The sequence below is a fragment of the Streptomyces sp. NPDC059371 genome (genome assembly GCF_042751995.1).
Classification (GTDB): domain Bacteria; phylum Actinomycetota; class Actinomycetes; order Streptomycetales; family Streptomycetaceae; genus Streptomyces.
On the sequence record NZ_JBHYXD010000088.1, the window covers coordinates 12,526 to 35,851 of the forward strand.

12 protein-coding genes and 1 riboswitch are annotated in these 23,326 nt (G+C 72.0%); of the genes, 8 read left to right on the forward strand and 4 right to left on the reverse strand.

The genetic code is table 11. The features are described 5' to 3' along the window. Positions 1-7: 7 nt before the first annotated feature. Positions 8-6,565: a type I polyketide synthase gene (locus ACFXGX_RS33565; protein ID WP_384798923.1), complete on the forward strand. Its 6,558-nt coding sequence runs from the start codon at positions 8-10 to the stop codon at positions 6,563-6,565. Between the two features lie 13 nt (positions 6,566-6,578). Here the strand turns inward: ACFXGX_RS33565 and ACFXGX_RS33570 are convergent, their stop codons facing one another. Continuing rightward, complete coding sequence (locus tag ACFXGX_RS33570; protein WP_384798927.1) at positions 6,579-7,790, reverse strand: RNA-guided endonuclease InsQ/TnpB family protein; 1,212 nt, start codon at positions 7,788-7,790, stop codon at positions 6,579-6,581. Between the two features lie 158 nt (positions 7,791-7,948). On the opposite strand from ACFXGX_RS33570, the gene ACFXGX_RS33575 reads away from it, so the two are divergent. From ACFXGX_RS33575 to ACFXGX_RS33595, 5 genes are all read left to right on the forward strand, one after another. Then, positions 7,949-11,134, forward strand: a complete 3,186-nt coding sequence (locus ACFXGX_RS33575; RefSeq protein ID WP_384798930.1) for a type I polyketide synthase — start codon at positions 7,949-7,951, stop codon at positions 11,132-11,134. A gap of 243 nt (positions 11,135-11,377) precedes the next feature. Beyond that, entirely contained in the window at positions 11,378-14,686 is a 3,309-nt protein-coding gene (locus tag ACFXGX_RS33580; RefSeq protein WP_384798933.1) for an AMP-binding protein, read from the forward strand. A gap of 130 nt (positions 14,687-14,816) precedes the next feature. Next, positions 14,817-16,172, forward strand: a complete 1,356-nt coding sequence (gene ccrA / locus ACFXGX_RS33585) for a crotonyl-CoA carboxylase/reductase (RefSeq protein WP_384798936.1) — start codon at positions 14,817-14,819, stop codon at positions 16,170-16,172. A gap of 1 nt (position 16,173) precedes the next feature. Then, positions 16,174-17,163, forward strand: coding sequence for a 3-oxoacyl-ACP synthase III family protein (locus ACFXGX_RS33590; RefSeq protein ID WP_384798939.1), 990 nt, complete (start codon positions 16,174-16,176; stop codon positions 17,161-17,163). Further along, a complete protein-coding gene (locus ACFXGX_RS33595) occupies positions 17,160-18,044 on the forward strand; it encodes a 3-hydroxybutyryl-CoA dehydrogenase (RefSeq protein WP_384798942.1) in 885 nt (294 codons plus the stop codon). Before ACFXGX_RS33590 ends, ACFXGX_RS33595 begins: the two co-directional genes overlap by 4 nt. A 90-nt stretch (positions 18,045-18,134) precedes the next feature. Here ACFXGX_RS33595 and ACFXGX_RS33600 read toward each other — a convergent pair whose 3' ends face one another. Beyond that, the gene (locus ACFXGX_RS33600) at positions 18,135-18,335 is read right to left on the reverse strand and encodes a toxin-antitoxin system HicB family antitoxin (protein WP_384798945.1); all 201 of its coding nucleotides are present in this window, start codon (positions 18,333-18,335) and stop codon (positions 18,135-18,137) included. Between the two features lie 274 nt (positions 18,336-18,609). Between ACFXGX_RS33600 and ACFXGX_RS33605 the strand changes: the two genes are divergently transcribed. Further along, on the forward strand, positions 18,610-19,653 hold the full coding sequence (locus ACFXGX_RS33605) for an RNA-guided endonuclease InsQ/TnpB family protein (RefSeq protein WP_384798948.1): 1,044 nt from the start codon (positions 18,610-18,612) through the stop codon (positions 19,651-19,653). A 25-nt stretch (positions 19,654-19,678) separates the two neighbouring features. After that, a riboswitch (ZMP/ZTP riboswitch) is annotated at positions 19,679-19,765 on the forward strand. A gap of 21 nt (positions 19,766-19,786) precedes the next feature. After that, positions 19,787-20,650, forward strand: coding sequence for a bifunctional 5,10-methylenetetrahydrofolate dehydrogenase/5,10-methenyltetrahydrofolate cyclohydrolase (locus ACFXGX_RS33610; RefSeq protein WP_384798951.1), 864 nt, complete (start codon positions 19,787-19,789; stop codon positions 20,648-20,650). A 131-nt stretch (positions 20,651-20,781) separates the two neighbouring features. Here ACFXGX_RS33610 and ACFXGX_RS33615 read toward each other — a convergent pair whose 3' ends face one another. Both ACFXGX_RS33615 and ACFXGX_RS33620 read right to left on the reverse strand, forming a co-directional pair. Then, positions 20,782-21,540, reverse strand: a complete 759-nt coding sequence (locus tag ACFXGX_RS33615; protein ID WP_384798954.1) for a thioesterase II family protein — start codon at positions 21,538-21,540, stop codon at positions 20,782-20,784. 87 nt (positions 21,541-21,627) lie between these two features. Next, on the reverse strand, positions 21,628-23,145 hold the full coding sequence (locus tag ACFXGX_RS33620) for an FAD-dependent monooxygenase (protein WP_384798957.1): 1,518 nt from the start codon (positions 23,143-23,145) through the stop codon (positions 21,628-21,630). Positions 23,146-23,326: the final 181 nt, after the last annotated feature.

A 23,326-nucleotide genomic window follows, 5' to 3' on the forward strand; every position in this document is an offset into this window, starting at 1 on the left:
GAAAGCGATGACACACGACAACAACGCCGAGGTTCTCGACTACCTCAAGCGCACATCGATCGAGCTGATCGAGACACGCAAGCGCCTGCGGGAACTGAACGACGCCGCCACCGAACCCGTCGCCGTCGTCGGCGTCGCCTGCCGCTACCCCGGCGCGGTGGCCTCCCCCGAAGACCTGTGGGAGCTGGTACGACAGGGCGCGGACGCCGTCGACGACTTCCCCGACGACCGCAACTGGGACCTGGACACCCTCTACGACCCCGACCCCGACCACCCCGGCACCTGCTACACCCGCAAGGGCGGATTCCTCTACGACGCCGGCGACTTCGACGCCGACTTCTTCGGCATCAACCCGCGCGAGGCACTGTCCGCCGACCCGCAGCAGCGCCTGCTCCTCGAAGCGTCCTGGGAGTGCGTGGAACGGGCCGGCATCGACCCCGAGTCCCTGCGCGGCAGCGACACCGGCGTGTTCGCCGGACTCGCCTACTTCGGCTACGGCAACCACTTCACCACCCCCGAGGCCATCGCCGGCTACGCGCAGACCGGCTCCCTGCTCAGCGTGGCCTCCGGCCGGGTCGCCTACGCGCTGGGCCTCCAGGGCCCGGCCATCTCCACCGACACCGCCTGCTCCTCCTCACTGGTCGCGGTGCACCAGGCGGTGCAGTCCCTGCGGCAGGGCGAATGCACCCTGGCCCTGGCCGGCGGCGTCACCGTCATGGGAATGCCGCAGGTCTTCCGCGAGATGTCCAAACAGCGGGGCCTGGCGGTGGACGGCCGCTGCAAGGCGTTCGCCGACGCGGCCGACGGCACCGGCTTCTCCGAGGGCGTCGGCATGCTCGTCCTGGAACGGCTCTCCGACGCGCGCCGCAACGGACGCCGGATCTGGGCGGTGATCCGCGGCACGGCCGTCAACCAGGACGGCGCCTCCAACGGCCTGACCGCGCCCAGCGGCCCCGCCCAGCAGCGCGTGATCCGCGCCGCGCTGGCCAACGCCCGCCTGGGCAGCGCCGACATCGACGCGGTCGAGGCCCACGGCACCGGCACCACGCTCGGCGACCCCATCGAGGCGGGCGCCCTGCTCGCCACCTACGGCCAGGACCGCGACACCCAGGACCCCTTGTGGCTGGGGTCGCTGAAGTCGAACATCGGCCACACCCAGGCGGCCGCCGGGGTCGGCGGCATCATCAAGATGATCATGGCGATGCGGCACGGCCTGCTGCCCCCGACCCTGCACGTCGACCGCCCCTCGACCCACATCGACTGGTCCGCCGGAGCCGTGGAACTGCTCACCCAGACCCGGGACTGGACCACGCCGGAGGGCCGGCCCCGCCGCGCGGGCGTCTCCGCGTTCGGCGTCAGCGGCACCAACGCGCACGTCATCCTCGAACAGGCGCCGCCCGAGGAGGACGAGGACGACGAGGACCACCAGCCCTACTGCCAGAGCGGACCGGTGCCCTGGGCGCTGTCCGCGCGCTCGGAACAGGCACTGCGCGCACAGGCCCGCAGCCTGCACGACTTCGCCGCCGCCCACCCCGACCTGGACCTCCTCGACGCCGCCGACACGCTGGTGGCCGGCCGCACCCGCTTCGAACACCGGGCGGTGGCCCTCGGCCACGACCGGGACGAACTGCTGGGCGCGCTCGACGCACTGATCAAGGGCAAGGACTCCGCCGCCCTCGTACGCGGCACGGCCCCCGGCGAACTCGGCCGCCCCGTCTACCTGTTCCCCGGCCAGGGCTCCCCCTGGGCAGGCGTCGGGCGCCAGTTGTACGACACCCACCCCGTCTTCGCGCGAAGCCTCGACGAGATCTGCGCCCGCTTCGACGCCCACCTGCCCCACCCCCTCAAGCCCGTCCTGCTCGCCGACGAGCCCGAGGGCCGCGACCGCACGGACATCGCCCAGCCCGCCCTGTTCACCCTCCAGGTCAGCCTCTACCGCCTCCTCACCCAGTACGCCCCCGCACCCGCCCGGCTCATCGGCCACTCCGTCGGCGAGATCGCCGCCGCCCACGTCTCCGGCGTCCTCGACCTGGACACCGCGACCCGGCTCGTCGCCGCCCGCGGCCGCGCCATGCAACAGGTCACCGAACCCGGCGCCATGCTCGCCGTCCGCGCCTCGCACACCCACGTGAGCACCCTGCTGGGCCCCTACGACCGCGTCGGCGTCGCCGCCGTCAACGGCCCCGAGTCCGTCGTCGTCTCCGGCCTGCGCGAACAGGTCCACGCCCTGCGCGACCAGCTCGCCGCCGACGGCGTCTCGGCCAAGCTCCTCCCGGTCGCCCACGCCTTCCACTCCCCGCTCATGGACCCGGTCCTCGACGAGTTCGCGGCAGCGCTCGGCGACCTGCCCGACGGCGAGATGACGATCCCCGTCGTCTCCACCCGGCTGGGCCGTCAGGCCACGCTCCAGGAGCTCACCTCCGCCCGCCACTGGGTCGACCACGTCCGCGACCCCGTCCGCTTCTGGGACGCGGTGCAGGACGCCCGCGCCGCCGGCGCGGGCGTCTTCGTCGAGGTGGGACCCGGGGCGACGCTCACGAGCATCACCAAGGAGGCCCTCGCCGGCGAGGGCATCCACGACACCCTGGTCGTCCCGGCGTCACGCCGCGACCGCACCGCCCCCCAGGCCTTGCTCGGCGCACTGGCCCACCTGCACGTGAGCGGCGCCGAGGTGGACTTCCGTGCCCTGTTCGGCCCCCGCCGCACGGTGGACCTGCCGACCTACGCCTTCCAGCACCGGCGCTACTGGATGGACTTCCGCGCCGGGACACAGACCACCGACGTCACCTCCGCCGGCCTCACCGCCCCCGAACACCCCCTGCTCGGCGCCGTGGTGGACCACCCCGGCACCGACGAACGGGTCTTCACCGACCTGTGGTCCCTGCGCACCCACGGCTGGCTGGGCGACCACGCCGTCTTCGGCGCCGCCGTCGTCCCCGCCACGGCCTACCTGGACCTGGCCCTGTCGGCCGGCGCCCACGCCGGCTGCGCCAGGGTCGAGGAACTCACCCTGGCCGTCCCCCTGATCCTGCCCGAGAGCGGCGACGTACGGATCCGCATCGTCCTCGGCGCCGCCGACGACAGCGGACGCCGCACCCTGGACGTGTACTCACAAAGCGGCGACGACACCCCCGGCCAGGGCTCCTGGACCCGCCACGCGAGCGGCAGCCTGACACCGGGCACCCCGCCGCCCCCCGCCCCGGCGCTCACCGCATGGCCGCCGGCCGGGGCGAAGCAGCTCGACATCAGCGGCCTCTACGACACGTTCGCGGACGCCGGATTCGACTACGGCCCGCTCTTTCGCGGGCTGCGGGAGGTCTGGCGGCACGGCGACGACCTCCACGCGCTCGCCACCCTCCCCGACACCGCCGACCCCACCGCCGGCGGCGCCTTCGCCCTGCACCCGGCCCTGCTCGACACCGTCCTGCACGCCTCCATCGCCGGAGGCGTCATCCAGGTGACCGGCGAGCAGGGCCGCATGCCCTTCGCCTGGTCCGGCGTAGACCTGACCGGCCCCTGCCCGCCGACCGTCCGGGTCCGCCTCACCCCGGCCGGCGAGGACGCCGTGTCCCTGACGGTCGCCGACGAAAGCGGCCGCCCGATCGCCTCCGTCACCACCCTCGCCTTCCGCCCCGCAAGCGCCGAGCAGGTCCACTCCGCACACGGCCGGCAGCAGCCGCTGTACGAACTGCGGTGGCGCCCCGTGAAGGAGACCGGGCGGCAGACCCACCCCGGGCACCTCGCCGTCCTCGGCACCCCCGGCGGCCTGTCCGCCCGGCTCACCGCCGCGCACGACAGCCCCGCCGTGCACCACACGTCGATGGACGAGGTCCTCACGGGGCAGGCACCCGCCCACATCGTTTTGTGCCCGGACGACGACGCCACGACCGGTGCCGGCCTGCTCGACACCGTCGCCGACGCCGGCAAGCGGGTCCTGGAGCAGGTCCAGCGCTTCCTCGCCGAAGAAGCCCTCGCCGCCTCCACCCTGGTGGTCCTCACCCGCCTGGCCGTCGACACCGGCCAGGGCGAGCGCGTCGAGAGCCTGCCCGGCGCGTCCGTGTGGGGCCTGATCCGCTCCGCCCAGACCGAACACCCCGGCCGGTTCAAGCTGATCGACCTCGACGACGCGGACACCTCCTGGACCCGCCTGCCGGACGCGCTCGCCCTGACCGAGGACCAACTGGCCCTGCGCGACGGCGCGTTGTTCATCCCCCGGCTGGCAGCGGCCCAGCCGGCCGACCACCGCATCGAGGCGCCGCCGGCCGGAGCCCACCGCCTCGGCATCCCCGTCAAGGGCACACTGCAGAACCTGACCTGGGTCCCCTGCCCCGAGGTGGAAGCACCCCTGACGTCCGGTCAGGTCCGTATCGCCGTACAGGCCGCCGGCCTCAACTTCCGCGACGTCACCATCGCTCTGGGCCTGGTGGACCGCACCGCCATCGACGCCGGACTCGGCAGCGAGGGCTCCGGCATCGTCCTCGACATCGCCGACGACGTCACCGCGTTCACCCCCGGCGACCGGGTCACCGGCATCTTCAGCGGCGCCTTCGGCCGCACCGCCGTCGCCGACCACCGCATGCTCGTGGCCGTCCCCGACGGCTGGAGCCACGCCCAGGCGGCATCCATGCCGTGCACCTTCCTCACCGCCTACCACGGCCTCTTCGAGGTCGCGAACCTCCGAAAGGGCCAGCGCGTCCTCATCCACGCCGCGGCCGGCGGCGTCGGCATGGCCGCCGTCCAACTGGCCCGCCACGCGGGCGCCGAGATCTACGCCACCGCCAGCCCCGCCAAATGGCCCGCCCTCAAGGCCCTCGGAATCGACGAGGCACACCTGGCGTCCTCCCGCGACCTGGCCTTCGCCGAGAAGTTCCGCCGCACCTCCGACGGCCGCGGCGTCGACGTCGTCCTCAACTCCCTCACGCACACCTTCGTCGACGCCTCACTGACCCTGCTCCCGCGGGGCGGGCACTTCGTCGAGATGGGCAAGACCGACATCCGCGACCCGCACCGGATCGCGGCCGCCCACCCCGGAGTCGACTACCGGCCCTTCGACCTCTACGAGGCGGGCCCCGACGCCCTCCAGGAGACGTTCCGCTCCGTCATGGACCTGTTCGCCGACGGCAGCGTGCGGCTGACCCCCCTCTCCCTGCGCGACATCCGCGACGCGCGCGCGGTGTTCCGCGAGATGAGCCAGGGCCGCCACATCGGCAAACTGGTCCTGGACGTCGGCGACGGCCTCGGCGGCGGCACCGTCCTGGTCACCGGCGGCACCGGGGGAGTGGGCTCGCTCCTGGCCCGCCACCTCGTCACCGAACACGGCGTCCGCAGCCTGCTGCTGGCCAGCCGCAGCGGCCCCGCCGCCGACGGCGCCGCCGGCCTGGTCGCCGAACTCGAGGCCGCGGGAGCGGCCGTCCAGGTCGCCGCCGTCGACGTCGGGGACCAGGCCGCCGTGGCGGACCTGCTCACGACCCTGCCCGGCCGCCACCCGCTGACCGCCGTCGTGCACGCGGCGGGCGTCCTCGCGGACGGCACCGTCGAATCACTGACCGCGCAGAGCATCGACCACGTCCTGCGCGCCAAGGCCGGCGGCGCGATCAACCTCCACGAACTCACCCGCGAACACCACCTGTCGGCGTTCATCCAGTTCTCCGCCCTCGCCGGCACACTGGGCACCGCGGGACAGGCCAACTACGCCGCCGCCAACGCCTTCCTGGACGCCCTCGCCGCCCAGCGCAAAGCCTCCGGCCTGCCCGGCACCTCACTGGCCTGGGGCTGGTGGGAACAGAGCAGCGGCATGACCGGCGAACTCGACACCGCCGACCTCTCCCGGCTGCGCCGCACCGGCATCACCGCCATGCCCACGCCCCAGGCCCTGGCCCTGTTCGACACCGCCCACGCCGCCGGCAAGGCGGCCCTCGTCCCGGCCCACCTGGACCTCTCCGTCCTGCGCGCCAAGGACACCGACCAGGTGCCGGCGCTGCTGCGCGACCTCGTCGAGGGCGGCCGCCCGCGCCGCACCAGGGCGAGCACCGACAACGACAGCGGCCCGGCCGCGTGGGGCGCCCGGCTCGCCGGCCTGCCGGCCGCCCAGGCCCGCACGGCCGTTCTGGAATGGGTCCGCGAACAGGTCGCCGTCGTCTTCGGATACCCCTCCGGCGCGAGCGTCGACGTCGACGAGGCGTTCACCCGCCTCGGATCCGACTCGCTCATCGCCGTCGAACTCTGCAACCGCCTCAACGCCTCCACCGGTCTTCGACTGCCGTCCACCATCGTCTTCAGTTACCCCACACCACGCGAACTGAGCGACCACATCGGCGACCTGCTGCGACCCGAAGCCGACACCGAACCGGCCCCGGCGGACCAGGACGCGGCGATCCGCGACGTGCTGCGGACCGTCTCCATCGACAGCCTGCGCGGCGCGGGCCTCCTCGAACTGGTCCTGGCCTGCGCCGCCACCCCCGCGGCGGACACCGCTACCCCGGCCGCCGACGAGGCGGCCGGCCCGGAGGAACTGTCGGCCCTGGACCTCGAAGCACTGGTCGACCTGGCCCTGGAAGAGAATTGACCTTGTCCTCCACCTAAAGGCGGGAGATTCCAGCGGTCGCCCGCTGGGCTTCCTGCTTCACCGACGACCGCCCCGTCCGGGAGGATTCCCGTTGAGGTCTTACACCGTCTCCACAGGCAGACGCCGCCAGCCCGGCGGCCAGAAGGTTGCGTGCCGCGTTCACGTCGCGGTCGTGCACGGATGCGCACGTGTCGCACGTCCACGTGCGGACGTTCAGCGGCAGCTTCCCGCGGATCGTGCCGCAGTTTCCGCACAGCCTGCTCGATGGGAACCAGCGGCCGATCACCACGAGTTCGCGCCCGTACCAGGCGCACTTGTACTCCAGCATCGAGCGGAGTTCCGTCCACGACGCATCCGAAATGGCGCGCGCGAGGCGGCCGTTCTTCAGCAGGTTGCGGACGGCGAGGTCCTCGATCACGACCGTTTGGTTCTCACGGACGAGACGAGTCGACAGCTTGTGCAGGAAGTCCCGGCGCCGGTCGGCGATCCGGGCGTGGACGCGGGCGACCTTCACGCGGGCCTTGGCCCGATTGTTCGAGTCCTTGACCTTGCGCGACAGATCCCGCTGCGTACGGGCCAGTCGGGCGCGGTCGCACCGCTCGTGTCTGGGGTTGGTGACCTTCTCCCCGGTGGACAGGGTCACCAGGGAGGAGATCCCCGCGTCGACACCGACAGCCGCCGTCGTGGCGAGGACCGGCGCGACAGTGTCCTCGCACAGCAGGGAGACGAACCAGCGGCCCGCGCTGTCCCGGGAGACGGTCACCGTGGTCGGCTCTGCCGCTGGCGGCAGAGGGCGCGACCAGCGGATGTCCAGCGGACCGGCCGTCTTGGCCAGCGTCAGTTTTCCCTCGCGCCAGGTGAAAGCGGTGCGGGTGTACGAGGCCGAGGCACGGGACTTCTTCCGCGACTTGTAGCGCGGGTACCCGGTCCGCTTGGCAAAGAAGTTGTTGAACGCCGTCTGCAGATGTCTCAGCGTTTGCTGGAGCGGGACAGCGGACACCTCAGCCAGGAAGGCCAGCTCCTCGGTCTTCTGCCACTGCGTCAGCGCCGCGGACGACTGCGTGAAGGAGATCCGGCGCTGCTCGATGTTCCAGGCCCGTGTGCGCTCCTCCAACGCCCGGTTGTACACCAGGCGGACGCAACCCAACGTGCGCGACAGCTCAGCCGCCTGCTCGTGCGTGGGGTAGAAGCGGTACTTGAAAGCCCGCCGGACCTGCTGCGTCACACCCCACACACTAACAATTTCCGTGTGGGTGACGGCCGTCGGCCACTGGTCTGTAACTGCCGGATCGCCGTGACGGCGATGCGCATCCTCCTGCCCTGCTCCGCAGGTGCTCTGTTTTTCCGGCCTGAAGGCCGGAGTATCCCCGAAGGGACGACCTGATGACCAACCCCGCGGAACGCACGGCGGACGGCGCGGACCGGGTCCAGCGGGCGCTGCGCACGCTCCTGGAGGAACGCGACCGGCTCCGGCAGGAGAACGACGCCCTCAAGTCCGGCCGCGGCGAACCCATCGCCGTGGTGGCCATGGCCTGCCGCTACCCGGGAGGCGTGACGAGCCCCGAGGAACTGTGGGACGTGGTCCGCGAGGGCCGCGACGTCATCGGCGACTTCCCCAAGGACCGCGGGTGGCGCGACGTGTACGACCCGGACCGCGACGCCACCGGCCACGCCTACACCGACCAGGGCGGCTTCCTGGACGACGTCGCCGGCTGGGACGCCGACTTCTTCGGCACCAGCCCGCGCGAGGCCCTGGCGGTCGACCCGCACCACCGCCTGCTGCTGGAGACCTCCTGGGAGGCCTTCGAACGCGCCGGCATCGTCCCCGCCGACGTCCGCGGCTCCGAGGTCGGCGTCTTCTCCGGGGTCAGCTCCTCCGAGTACGGCTGGCGCTTCCTGGAAGGCGGCCAGAAGGACCTGGAGGGCTACCTGCTGTACGGCAGCGCCCTGAGCGTCGCCTCCGGCCGCGTGGCCTACGAACTCGGCCTGACCGGGCCCGCGGTGTCGGTGGACACGGCGTGCTCGTCGTCGCTGGTGGCCCTCCACCTGGCGGTGCAGTCCCTGCGCTCGGGGGAGTGCTCACTGGCACTGGCGGGCGGGGCGCTGGTGATGGCGACACCCGCGATGTTCGTGGAGTTCTCCCGGCAGGCCGCCCTCTCGCCCGACGGCCGCTGCAAGGCCTTCGCGGACGGCGCCGACGGCACCGGCTGGGCCGAGGGCGTGGGCGTGCTGCTCCTGGAGCGGCTGTCCGACGCCCGCCGCAACAACCACCCGGTGCTGGCCCTCGTGCGCGGCAGCGCGGTCAACCAGGACGGTGCCAGCAACGGCCTGACCGCCCCCAACGGCCGCGCCCAGGAGAAGGTGATGCGCAAGGCCCTGGCCAACGCGGGCGTCACCCCGGGCGAGGTCGACCTCGTCGAGGCCCACGGCACCGGAACCGTGCTCGGCGACCCCATCGAGGCCGGCGCGCTGCTGGCCACCTACGGCCGGGGCCGCGACCAGGAGAGGCCGCTGTGGCTGGGCTCCCTGAAGTCGAACCTCGGACACGCCCAGGCCGCCGCCGGGGTCGGCGGGGTCATCAAGACCGTGATGGCCCTGCGCCACGGCCACCTGCCCAAGACCCTGCACGTGACCGAGCCCTCGCACCACGTGGACTGGTCCGCCGGCGCGGTGAAGATCCTCGCCGAGGGGCGCGCGTGGACGAAGACGGACGGCCCGCGGCGGGCCGGGGTGTCCTCGTTCGGCGTCAGCGGCACCAACGCCCACATCGTCCTCGAAGAGGCCCCGCCCCAGACCCAGACCCAGACCCAGACCCAGACCCAGGACCAGAACCCGGACCAGGGCCAGGAGCCGGAGCAGCACGACGAGCGCGGTACGGACGCGGGCGTCGTCGGCGGCCTCATCCCGTGGACGGTGTCGGGCAAGACGGCCAAGGCCCTCAGGCAGCAGGCGGCCAGGCTGCGCGACTTCGCCGCCGCCGACACCCGCCCGGACCTCGCCGGAGCCGGCTGGTCACTGCTCGCGCACCGCTCACGGTTCGAGCACCGCGCGGTCGTACTGGGCCGCACCAAGGACGAACTCCTCGACGCGCTCGGGGCGTTGAGCGAGGGCACGGAGTCCGCCGCGGTGGTCGGCGGCACGGCGGGCGACCTCGGCGACGTCGCCTTCATGTTCCCCGGACAGGGCTCCCAGTGGGTCGGCATGGGCCGCGAACTGTACGCCGCCTTCCCGGTCTTCGCGCGAAGCCTGGACGCCTGCGCCGACGCCCTGGCCGAATGGACCGACTGGTCACTGCTCGACGTCATCCGCGGTGTCCCCGGCGCGCCGGGCCTGGACCGGGTGGACGTGGTGCAGCCCGCGCTGTTCTCGGTGATGGTGTCCATGGCCGCCCTGTGGCGGTCCTGGGGCGTGAAGCCCTCCGCGGTGGTGGGCCACAGCCAGGGCGAGATCGCCGCCGCCCATGTGTGCGGCGCCCTGACCCTGCGGGACGCCACCAAGATCGTGGCACTGCGCAGCAAGGCCCTGGTGGAACTGATCGGACACGGCGGCATGGCCTTCGTCGCCGAGTCCGAAACGGTGGTGCAGCAGCACCTGGCACCGTGGAGCGACCGGATCGGCATCGCCGTGGTCAACGGACCCCGCGCGGTCGTGGTGTCCGGAGAACCCGACGCGCTCGACGAATTCATCGAGAAGATGAAAGCCGACGGCTGCCAGGCCCAGCGCATCAAGGTCGACTACGCCTCGCATTCGCATCAGGTGACCCGGGTACGGGACGAGGTGATCCGCGCACTGTCCGACGTGAACCCGAAAACGTCGGAACTGCCTTTCTACTCGACCCTGTACGGCGAAATCATCGACACCGCCCGGCTGGACGCCGACTATTGGTACAACAACCTGCGCGAGAAGGTCCGCTTCGAATCCTCCGTACGGCAGATGGCGGCGGACGGCTTCCGGGTGTTCGTCGAGATGAGCCCGCACCCCGTGCTGACCGTCCCCGTCCAGGAGATGGTCGAGGACCTGGACGACGCGCTGGTGCTGTCCTCCTCGCGGCGCGGCCGGGGCGAGGTGGAGGCCGTCCTCGGCTCACTGGCCGCGCTCCACGTACGCGGCGGAAACGTCGACTGGTCCGCCCTGTTCACCACCCGCCGGCAGGTCGATCTGCCGACCTACGCCTTCCAGCGCCAGCGGTACTGGCTCAGCTCCGCACCCACCGCCGCCGTGACCGCACAAGCATCCCCTACAGAGGCGCCGCAGGCGGCCGACGACCAGCAAGTCCCGCTGCCGCAGCGGCTCGTGACGCTCGTCCCCGACGACGCCCAGGCCCTCGTCCTCGACCATGTCCTCGAACGGGTCGCCGTCGTCCTCGGCCACCCCTCCACCGAATCCATCGACCCCGACGGCGAGTTCACGAAGATCGGCTTCGACTCGATGCTGTCGGCGGACCTGAGCAAACGCCTCACCGCCTCCACCGGCCTGAAACTGCGGCCGAACGTGGTGCTGCGCCACCCCTCCCCGCGGCTGATCGCCCGGCACATCGTCTCCTCGCTGGCCAAGCCCGGCGCACGCTGACGGCCGGGCGATCCGACCCGGTCACGGGCGCCGCCGCGCCCTCGCGGAAAAGTGCCACCCCGGGGAACGTCCCGCCGGAAGCCCTCGCCCGAATGTCCCGCCGGCGGGACACCGCAAGCCCTCAAGAGGCTTTCCCCGCCCCCGTACCAAGTTGTCTTGACCTGCTGATTCACCTTCCGTGAAGGTGGGGTGATCTGCGAATTCCTCCGATTCCCGGACCTGTTTGCTGAGGGGTTGATCCGTGTGCGAGCATTCGCTGCTTCGTCCGCGCATAAAGGACTGTGGCTGGCGGAGGAAATGTCTGCCGACACGCTGAACCACGCACTGACCATGTGGGACGTGGACGGTGAACTCGACCCGGCCGTCATGGAATCCGCGTTCCTGCACGTGCTGGACGAGGCCGAGGTCCTGCGCGTCACCTTCGCCGACGACGGCGACGGACTGCGCCTTTCGCCACGCGAACTGGGGGACTGGCGGCCCTTCCTCCTCGACCTGTCCGCCGAGACGGACCCCGAGCAGGCGGCACGCGACACGCTGGCCGACCTGATCCGCAAGCCGTTCGACCTCGGCCACGACCTGCTGTTCCGGATGGGCGTCATCACCCTCGCGCCGGCCCGCTCCCTCGTGGTGATCGCCTACCACCACCTCGTCTCGGACGGGTTCGGCACCGGCGGCCTGCTCTCCAGGCGTCTCGCCGAGGTCTACACGGCGCTGGCCCGCGGCGCACAGGTCCCCGCCCTGCCGCACCCGTGGGACGCCGCCTCGTTCGCGACCGAGGCGGCCGACTACCTCGCCTCCGACGAGTTCACCGGCGACACCGCGTTCTGGCGCGACTACCTCGCCGACGCGCCCGCCCCCGCACAGATCCCGCGCGTCGCCCTCTCCGACGCCGAACGCGCCGCGCTGTCCCAGCCGATGAGCGACGCCGACCGCTGGGGCGAACTGACCGAGCCCATCGGCATGGTCAGCCGCACCCTGACCGTCCCGCGCGCCGAGGCCGACGCGTGGACCCAGGCGGCCAAGACGATGGGCGTGTTCACCTCCACGCTGCTGACCACCGCCGCGGCCGTGTTCTTCCGCCACCGCTGCGACCGCCCCGAGTTCCTGCTCTGCCTCGCCGTCGGCAACCGGGTCGGCATCGCCAGCAGGACACCCGGCCTCGCCGTGAACGTCGTCCCCGTACGCGTGAAGGTCCCGCTGAACACGACCTTCGCCGACCTCGCCGACGCGATCGTCGACGAGACGTACGAGATCTCCGGCCACACCGCCTGCCACTACTCGGACATCCAGCGCGCGAGCCGGACCGCCCTGAGCGACCGTGGCAGCTTCGGCGCCGTCATGAACGTCGTCGAGTTCGTCGACCAGCTCCGCTTCGGCGACCACCTCGCCCGCTACCTCGGCGGAACCACCGGCTCCTTCGACGAACTGTCCATCGGCGTCTACAGCGACGGCAGCGCCGAAAGCGACCTCTACATCCGCCTCGACGCCCCCGCACGCCTCTACGACCGGGCGGAACTGCGCTTCATCGGCGAGGAGCTGATCGACCACATCCGCGCCGTGGTGGCCGACGGGGAACAGAGCGTCGGCGCCCTGGACGTGCTCACCGGTGCCGGACGCGAGCAGGTGCTGACCCGGCCGAACGACACCGGCGCACCCCTTCCCGCACTGACGGTCCCTCAACTGTTCGCCCGGCAGGCGGCATCGGCCCCCGACGCCGTCGCACTCCAGTCCGGCGACCTCACCCTCTCCTACCGCGCACTGGACGAGCGCTCCAGCCGGCTGGCCGACGCGCTGCGCCGGCACGGCGTCGGGCCCGACACGGTCGTGGCGGTGGCGCTGGAGAGGTCGGCGGACCTGGCCGTCGCCCTGCTGGGCGTGGTGAAGGCGGGCGGAGCCTACCTGCCCCTCGACCCGGCACTGCCCGCGGCGCGGGCCAAACTCGTGGCCGGCGACGCCGCCGCACACGCCCTGCTCACCGACGCCGCGACCGCCCAGGCGCTCTCGGCCGGCCTGGAGATCCCGGCCCTCGTACTCACCGACCTCACCACCGACGCCGCACCGGCCTCCGCCGCCACACCCGCCGACGCCGCACCGACCGCCTCCGCCGACGCCGCACCGGCCGCCGCCGATGCCGCAGCCGCCACCGATACCGCACCGGCATCCACCCCGCCCCCGCACCCGCTCCCGCACCCGGACAACCTCGTGGCCGTAAGCCCCACGTCGACGACCGGCGCCGCCACCGCGGTCGGCATCACCCACCGCGCCATGGAGCGGCTCGTCCTGGACCGCGCCTGGCAGGGCGCCGCCCGAGGCACCGTGCTGTGGCACACCCCGGTCACCTCCGACACCCTCGCCCTGGAACTGTGGGCGCCCCTGCTGGGCGGCGGCCGCGTGGTCGTGGCTCCCCCCGGCGAACTCGACGCCGACGCCCTGACCCGGGCGCACGCGGAGCACGGCATCACCGCCGTGTGGCTGCCCGCCGGCCGGTTCACGGCGATCGCCGCCCAGCAGCCCGCCTCCCTGGCCGGACCGCGCGAGGTGTTCACCGGCGGCGACCGAGTTCCCGCGGCCGCGCTGCGCCGTATCCGCCAGGCCTGCCCGCAGACGACGATCGTCACCGGCCACGGCCCCACGGAAGCCGCCGGATTCGCCGCCACCGACCGCCTGACCCCGGACGGGGTGGAACACCGGCCGGGCACCCTCGGCCGCCCGGCGGACAACACCCGCCTCTACGTCCTGGGCCCGGGCCTGGCACCCGTCCCCGCCGGCGTCACCGGAGAGCTGTACGTGGCCGGCCCCGGCGTGGCGCGCGGATACCTCGGACGCCCCGGACCGACCGCGGAGCGCTTCGTGCCCTGCCCCTTCGGCCCGCCCGGCACCCTGATGCACCGCACCGGCGACCGGGTGCGCTGGGGCGCCGACGGCCGGATCGAGCACGTCGCCGACGCCGGCGCCCAGGCCGACGTACGCGGTGTCAGCGTCGAGTCGGCCGAGGTCGAGGAGGTACTGGCCGAACACCCCCACCTCGCCCGATCGGCTGTCGCCGTCAAGCCGGACGCGGCCGGGCAGCAGCGCCTGGTGGCCTACGTCGTCCCGGTCGACGGCCAGACCGTGTCCGCCGACGAACTGCGCGGCTTCGCCGCGAAACGACTCCCGGAGTCCGTGGTCCCGACCCTGTTCACCGTGCTGGAACACCTGCCGGTGACGCCGGGCGGCCGCCTCGACCGGGCAGCCCTGCCCGACCCCGCCACCGAGCCGGACACCTACCGCGCACCGCGCAACGACACCGAACGGATCCTCGCCAAGGCGTTCGCCGAGGTGCTGGAGCTGGACCGGGTCGGCATCGACGAGGACTTCTTCGACCTCGGCGGCAACTCGCTGCGCGCGATCCGGCTGGTCGGCCTGATCCGGGCGGAGCTCAAGCAGGAGGTGTCCATCCGCCGCCTGTTCGCGGCCCGCACCATCACCGGCCTGTCGGACATGTGGAAGGACCTCGGCCGGTCCAGCAGGCCGAGCCTGCGCAGGCGGACGAAGGAGGGCGCGGTCCTCTGACGCCGGGGGTCCTCTGAGGCCGGGTCCTCCGATGCCGGGGAGCCCCAGCCGCTGGGGTCCTCCGATGCCGGGCACGGCCCGGCCCGGTCAGCAGCGGTTCGGCACGGCGAAGGCGAAGGCGAAGGAAGCCATGGATTCTCTGACACAGGCCCTGCTGTCCGGGGCCGGCCCGGACGAAATCGGGCGGCACGAACTCCCCTCGACCTACGAGGCGGCGCACCTCCTGGCCGCGGACCTCGGCATGTTCGACGGCGTCGCGGACAACGACGTCCGCAAGTCGCTGCACGTCGGACAGGTCCCCCTGCCGGACATCGCGCCGGACGAGGTGGTCGTCGCCGTCATGGCGAGCTCCATCAACTACAACACCGTATGGTCGGCGACGTTCGAGCCGGTGCCCACCTTCGAGTTCCTCAAGCGCGGCGCCCGCCAAGGCGGTTGGGCCGCCCGGCACGATCTGCCCCACCATGTGGTCGGCTCGGACGCCTCCGGCGTCGTCGTGCGCGCCGGGGCGGGGGTGCGGCACTGGAAGGCCGGCGACCACGTCGTCGTGAGCTGTGTCCAGGTCGACGAACAGGAACCGGCCACGCACGCCGACGCCATGCTCGGGCAGGGGCAGAAGATCTGGGGCTACGAGACCAACTTCGGCGGCCTCGCCCACTACGCGGTGGTCCGCGCCAGCCAACTCCTGCCCAAGCCCGCCCACTTGACCTGGGAGGAATCGGCCGGGGTGCTGCTGACCGCGGCGACCTCCTACCGGATGCTGGTCGGCGACAACGGAGCCCGGATCAAGCAGGGCGACATCGTCCTCATCTGGGGCGCCACCGGCGGCCTCGGCGCGTTCGCGGTGCAGATGGTCAAGAACGCGGGCGGAATCCCCATCGGCGTGGTCGGCTCCGAACACAAGGCCGAGGCGCTGCGCCGCCTGGGCTGCGACGTGGTCATCAACCGCAACGACATCGGCATGGGCGGCGACGACGCGCTCACCCCCCAACGCACCATCGAGCTGGGCAAACGGCTCGGACGCGAGATCCGCCGACAGGTCGGCGAGGACCCGCACGTCGTATTCGACTACGTCGGCCGGGCCACGTTCGGGATCTCCGTGTTCGTCGTGCGCAAGGGCGGCACCGTCGTCACCTGCGGCTCCAGCACCGGCTACGACCACCACTTCGACAACCGCTACCTGTGGATGAACCTCAAACGGATCATCGGCAGTCACGCCGCGAACCTCCAGGAACAGGCGGAGTGCAACCGGCTCTTCCAGCTCGGACACCTCAAGCCGATCCTCTCCGAGGTCTTCCCCCTGGCGGACGTGGGCGAAGCCGCACGCCTGGTCCAGAACAACCAGCACATCGGAAAGGTCGGCGTGCTCTGCCTCGCCCCCGAACAAGGACTCGGCGTCACCGACCCCGCCCTGCGCGAGAAGATCGGCCCCCAGCGCCTCAACCCGCTGCGCCGGAGCGCACCCGACCACACCGAGGTGTCCTGACATGGGCATCGGCATACTCTCCACCGGCTCCTACCTGCCCAAGCACGAGGTCGGCAACGAGGAGGTCGCCGAACGCGTCGGCGTCACCGCCGAGTGGATCGAACGCAAGACACAGATCAAATCCCGGCGCTACGCCGCCGAACACGAGGCGACCTCCGACCTGGCGGTCAAGGCCGCCGAACGCGCCCTGGAGCAGGCCGGGCTCGGCCCCGGGCAGATCGACCACATCATCGTCTCCACCTCCACCGGGGACTTCCCGCAGCCGCCCACCTCCTACCTGGTGCAGCACGGCCTGGGCGCCTACGGCGCGGCCTGCTTCGACGTCAACGTCGTGTGCAGCGGCTTCGTCTACGCCCTCGCGCTGGCCCACAGCCTGGTGACCGTGAACCCCACCGCCCGCATCCTGGTCATCGGCGCGGACGTCTACTCACGGATCCTGGACTTCACCGACCGCAGGACCGCGATCCTGTTCGCCGACGGCGCCGGCGCCGCGGTCGTCGGCACGGTCCCCGAACCGTACGGGATCATCGCCACCGACCTGGCCAGCCGCGGCGACGCCCACCACCTGATCCGCGTCGAGGCCGGCGGCAGCCGCAGACCCGCCTCGGCGGCGACCGTCGCCGAGGGCGGCCACTACTTCAAGATGGACGGCCGCGGAGTACGGGACTTCGTCGCCGAGCACGTCCCGCCCGCGCTCCTGGCCCTCACCCACAGGGCCGGCGTCGACATCGGCGCGGTCGACCACTTCGTACCGCACCAGGCCAACGGCGTGATGCTCGGCGAGGTCGTCGAGCGCACCGGACTCGGCGCCGCGCACACCCACCGCACGCTGACCAGGTACGGCAACGTCGGCAGCGCCTCCGTACCGGTCGCCCTGGACGAGGCCCACCGCACCGGCGCCCTCAAGACGGGCGACCTGGTCCTGCTCGCCGGGTTCGGCGGCGGCATGTCGATCGGAGCAACACTTCTGAACTGGGGGACCCCCACATGACCTTGTCCACACACCAAGCCGGCGCCGGCATCGAGCGGGTCGGCGTCGCCGGCAGCGGCATCATGGGCACCGGCATCGCCGAACTGTGCGCCAAGACCGGCCTGGACGTGAAGGTCGCGGTGTTCTCCGAGGCCTCGCTCGTGAGCGCGCCGCGGCGGCTGGCCGCATCGCTGGAACGAGGCGTGGCCAAGGGCAAACTGACCGCGCCCGAACGCGACGCGGCCCTGGCCCGGGTGTCGTTCACCCGCGACCTCGCCGACCTCGCGGACCGACAGCTGGTGATCGAGGCGGTCAAGGAGGACGAGCAGCTCAAGCTGGAGCTGTTCGCCACCCTCGACAAGACCGTCGAGGACCCGGACGCGATCCTGGCGACCAACACCTCCTCCATCCCCGTCGTACGGCTCGCCGCCGCGACCCGCCGCCCCGGCCAGGTCCTGGGCATCCACTTCTTCAACCCGGTGCCCGCACTGCCACTGGTCGAGCTCGTCTCCTCCGTCCTGACCGACGAGAGGGTCGGCGAGCGGGCGCTGCTCTTCGTCCGCGACACCCTGGGCAAGAAACCGATCGCCTCCCCGGACCGGGCCGGCTTCCTCGTCAACGCCCTGCTGTTCCCCTACCTGCTGTCCGCGATCCGGATGGTCGAGTCGGGCCTTGCGAGCGCCGAGGTCGTCGACCAGGGCATGGAACAGGGCTGCGCGCACCCGATGGGCCCGCTGCGGCTCGCCGACCTCATCGGCCTGGACACCACCGTCTCCATCGCCCACGCCATGTACGAGGAGTTCAAGGAGCCCCTGTACGCGCCACCGCCGCTGCTCCTGCGCATGGTCGAGGGCGGCCTGCTGGGCAAGAAGTCCGGCCGCGGCTTCCACACCTACGCCTGAGCGACCTACACCTGAGCGGGCACCTTTGGTCTTCCGTTCATGACCGGCGCAAAGGGCGTCCACCTCGTTTCTTGCAGGGCGCCCCGGCCTTCAGGCCGGGGGTGAATGCGAGTCCCTGTGGAGCAGGGCAGGGGCAGGGAAATCGCCGTCAGGTCGATTCGTCGTCCTGACGGCGTCGGGGGCGATTGAGCAGGTGCAGGATTTTGACGTTGAGGGTTGCCGGTCGGCGGCCGCTTGAGCGGTGAGACGGGCGTGGAGTTCTTCGGAGATGCGAAGCGCGAATATGAACATCCCGCCGTTATCGCGTTATTGCGTCACTACAGTGACGGCATGACCAAGTTCCGCATGTACCCCACATGCGCGCAGGAGCAGCAGATGTTGCTGCACTGCGCGCATGCCCGGTACGTGTGGAACCTGGCGGTCGAACAGCATGCGCACTGGCGCAGGTGGCGCAGGTCAGCGCCCGGTTTCGCCGAACAGTGTCGCCAGCTCACTGAGGCCCGGCGCGACAACGAGTGGCTGGGTGCCGGGAACGCGGACGTGCAGCAACAGGCACTGAAGGACTTTGCCACGGCCAAGAACGCCCGCTTCACGTCCGCCGACCTGGCGCCAGAAGTACCGGCACGAGGGCTTCCGTGTCATCGGCACCGACCGCGTCCCGGAGTTCGACGAGGACGGCTCACCGAAGCTCAACGCAAAGACCGGAAAGCAGGTTATGGGCCGCTCCGTGGTGGTGCGCAAGCTCAACCGCCGATGGGCGCAGGTCAAGGTGCCCGGCTGCGGCTGGGTCCGCTTCCGGCTCACCCGGACCGCATTGCCCGCCGCGAAGACTTTCCGCGTCACCTTGCGCAACGGCCGGTGGCACATCGCCTTTGCGGTCATCCCCGCACCGGTCGAGGCGCCCGGCACCGGAGAGGCCATCGGTATCGACCGGGGCGTGCAAATCACGGCCGCCCTCTCCGACGGGCGGAAGCTGAACTGCCCCCAGCTCACCGTGAAGGAACGCGCGCAGGTCCGTAAACACCAGCGACGGGCCGCCCGCGCCCCCAAGGGCAGTGAACACAAGACCGCCGAGTACACCAAGGCGGCCAAGCTCAAAGCGCGTGAAGCCGACCGGCGCAAGGACTGGTGCGAGAAGACCAGCACGATGCTGGCCCGCACCTATGACCTGGTGCGGTTCGAGAAGCTGAACATCAAGAACATGACCCGCTCGGCCAGGGGAAGCACCCAGCGGCCCGGCAAGCAGGTCACCCAGAAGGCCGGGCTGAACCGGGCGATCCTGGCCCAGGGCTGGGGCCTGCTCCGGCAACGCACCGGGCACAAGGCCCCGGGCCGGGTCGAAGACGTGCCGGCCCCCTACACCAGTCTGCGCTGCAGCGCCTGCGGTTGGATCGACAAGAACTCGCGCAAGAGCCAAGCCGAGTTCGTCTGCTCCTTGTGCGGCTTCACCTGCAACGCGGACACCAATGCAGCAGTCAACGTCGCGGCAGGACAGGGCGGGATCCCCCGCCCCCGGCGATCAGCCGGTGCCGGAGGGACGACACCGCCCGAACAGCGGTCGAGCGTCCGTGAACCCCAACCCAGCCGGGTTGGAATCCCCCTCTTTTAAGAGGGGGCGGATGTCAATACAGTGGCGTGCGGGCCGTGACTGGCGCTGAGGTGGAGTACCACCGGGGAGCGGCCTGACGATTCGGTCGATGCCGTGCGCCTGGGCGAGTGGTCAGCGACGCCTGGAGGCGACCATGTCCCAGTCCCCAACAGCCCAGCTCATGGACGGTACCGGCCTTGCCCGGCGCATCGTCGAGGAGACATCCGGCAGGGCGGCAGAACTTGCGCGGCGCACCGGCGTGACGCCCTGCCTGGCAACGGTGCTGGTGGGTGAGGATCCGGCTTCGGTGACGTACGTCCGCATGAAGCGGGCCCGTTGCGCGAAGGCGGGCATCGAGTCCCGGCTCGTCGGCCTGCCGGCCACCACGACGACCGCCGAGCTGGTGGCAAGGCTCCACTCCCTCTCGCAGGATCCCGGCGTGCACGGCATCCTGCTGCAGCACCCCGTGGGCCCGCACATCGACGAGCGGGCGGCGTTCGAGGCCATCGCGCCGCAGAAGGACGTCGACGGGGTCACGATGAGCTCCTTCGGGGCGATGAGCTTCGCACTGCCCGGTTTCGCCTCGTGCACCCCGGGCGGGATCATGCGGCTCCTGGACGAGTACGACGTCGAGCTCGCCGGCCGGCGTGCCGTCGTCGTGGGCCGCAGCGCGATCCTCGGCAAGCCCGTCGGCATGCTCCTGCTCGCCCGGGACGCCACCGTCACCTACTGCCACTCCCGGACGACCGACCTGGCCGCGACCGTGCGGGAGGCGGACATTGTCGTGGCGGCCGTGGGACGGCCTCGGCTCATCCGCGGCGAGGACATCAAGCCGGGGGCCGTCGTGATCGACGCCGGATACAACCCCGGCAACGTCGGCGACGTCGACTTCGACACCGCCCGCACCCGTGCCCGCCTGATCACGCCGGTCCCCGGCGGGGTCGGACCCATGACCATCGCGGTCCTGCTGGCCCAGACGGTCGACGCGGCAACCGACCAGCTCGGGCTCGGCCGGTGAGCGAGGACAGCCTGAGGCTCGGCGCGGACGACAAGCGGCACACCCGCTGAGCGCGGCACGGCCAAGAGGAGGGGCCCGCATCGAGCCGGGCCCCTCCAGCCGTGCGTGCCGCTTGTCCGTGCGGCGCGGCGCTAGGAAGCGGCGGCCCGCGTGAGAAGTCCCTCGGTGACGGCGGCGGCGACCTTCTCGAGCTGGTCGAAGAGGTAGAAGTGCCCGCCGGGGAACACCTCCACCCGGAAGTCGCCGGTGGTGTGCTCCCGCCAGGTGTGGGCGTCCTGGACCGTCGCGATCGGGTCGCTGTCCCCGATCAGGGCGGTCACCGGGGACGTGAGCGGCCCGCCGCCGACGGGCCCGCGGTAGGTGCCCAGGATGCGGTAGTCGGCCCGCAGCGCCGGCAGCACCAGTTCCAGGATGTCGGGATCCTCCAGCATGGACTGGTCGGTGCCGCCCAGCCGGCGCACCTCGGCCAGCATGTCGGCGTCGTCGTAGAGGTCGTAGGCGCTGTCGCGCAGGTCGGGACCGCCGCGGCCGGAGAAGAACACCCGCCGCGGGGCGGGCAGTCGACGCTTCGCGAGCTGCCGGGCCGTCTCGAACGCCACCAGCGAGCCCATGCTGTGCCCGAACAGGGCGTACGGCCGTCCGTCCGCGGCCAGTTCACGGGCCAGCTCCTCGGTCACCGCCTCCGCGAGCGGCTCCAGGGCCGTGAACGGCTCCTCGCGGTAGCGGTCCTGGCGGCCCGGATACTGCACGGACACCACGTCGACGTCCGGGTGCAGGATGCGCGCCAGGTCCTTGAACGCCGTCGCGGCGCCCCCCGCGTGCGGGAAGCACACGAGGATCGGTCCGTCGGCGGCCGTCGTGGTGAAGCGTCGCAACCACGTGCTGTTCACGGTCGGTGTGTTCCCTTCGTAGGGTCGTCACGGCCGGGTCCCGCCGGGGAGCGGACCGGCCGGCCGTTCGTCTCGGGCAAAGGCCGCTCAGCCCACACGGGCCGGGCCGAACCAGGTTTCGAGGGCGGCCCGCAGCGCGGACGCGTCGGGCACCGTGCCGGCGGCGGCCGCCCAGGCGACATGGCCGTCCGGGCGGATGAGGACCGCGGCCGGCGCGGGGATCTCCCCGAGGACCGGGACGATCCACTGCTCGTCCTCGCCACGCGCCTCGACGACGTCCACGCGGTCGGCCCAGCCCGCGGCGACGGCCGCCACCCGCGTGCCGCCGGACAGGTCGAGCAGGACCGGGCGGGCGGCGCGCAGCAGCTCGTGGACCCGGGTGGCGCCGTCGGACGCCTTCAGGTCGGCGTCCGGGACCCGGCGGCCGGTCAGCGGGTGGTCGCCGTCGAGGGGGTAGCGGATGTCCAGGGCCGTCAGCAGATGGCGCAGGTACTGGTTGACCTCGTCGAACACCATCAGGGAGCCGAATATCTCGCGCAGCGCGTCCGTCTGCGGCCCGGGACGCACCAGAGCCGACTGCGCCCGGGTGTTGTGCAGCACCCGCTCCCCGACCGGGTGCCGCTCGGCGTGGTAGGTGTCCAGCAGGCTCTCCGGGGCCCGGCCGCGCACCACCGAGGCGAGTTTCCAGCCGAGGTTGACCGCGTCCTGCACCCCCATGTTCAGCCCCTGCCCGCCGGCCGGGAAGTGGATGTGCGCCGCGTCGCCCGCGAGCAGCACCCGCCCCTTGCGGTACCGGTCGGCCTGCCGCGCCGCGTCGTTGAACCGGGAGATCCACCGGGGGTTGCGCATGCCGAAATCGGTGCCCGCGACCCGGACCAGGGAGTCGCGCAGCCCCTCGAACGTCACGCTCTCCTCGCGGTCCGCGACCCGGTCGAACTCCGAGGTGATCACCCGGTGCCAGCCCGGCTCGAACGCGATCGCCGAGTAGTCCCCGCCCGCGGTGCGCCGCACCCAGACGTAGTCCTCGGGCAGATCGGGGAGTTCGACGTCACCGATCAGCGCCGTCATCGTCGCCTCGGTGCCGGGGAAGCCGATGCCCGCCAGCTTGCGCACCGTACTGCGCCCGCCGTCGCAGCCCACCAGATAGCGGGCGCGCAGCGCCGTGGGCGCCTCCCGCGCCCCGACGGTCTCCACCGTCACACCGGTCTCGTCCTGATGGATGCCGCTCACCTCGCACGCGCGGCGCACCCGCACGCCGAGTTCGAGGGCCCACTCCTCCAGCAGCCGCTCGATGGCGGACTGCAGGATCATCAGCGGGTAGGGGTGCCGCGACTCCGACTCGTCGAAGTCGAGGTAGAGGCCGGAGAAGTGGCCCACCGGCTGCAGCGCGCCCTCCGCCAGGAAACGCTCCAGGACGCCGCGCTGGTCCAGCACTTCCAGGGTGCGCGAATGGACCCCGCCGGCCCGTGACTCGCCCGAGCGCTGCGCGAGCCGCTCGACCACGATCACGTCGGCACCCGCCAGCCGCAGTTCGCAGGCGAGCATCAGGCCCGTGGGCCCGGCGCCCGCGATCACCACATCCGTGTCCGTGCCGGTGTGTCCCACGTGTGCCCCCTCTTTCCGCTGCGCCTGTCACGGCATTGGATGACCTCCACGCTCACGCACGCGGGGGAGTGGTTCAAGACAACTCGGCACCGGGGTGCGGGAGTTCGCGGGCCGGCTTGCCGGGTCCGCGGGCCGGTTCGTGGTGTCCCGCCGAGCGGCCTCCGCGTGTCCCGCCGGCGGG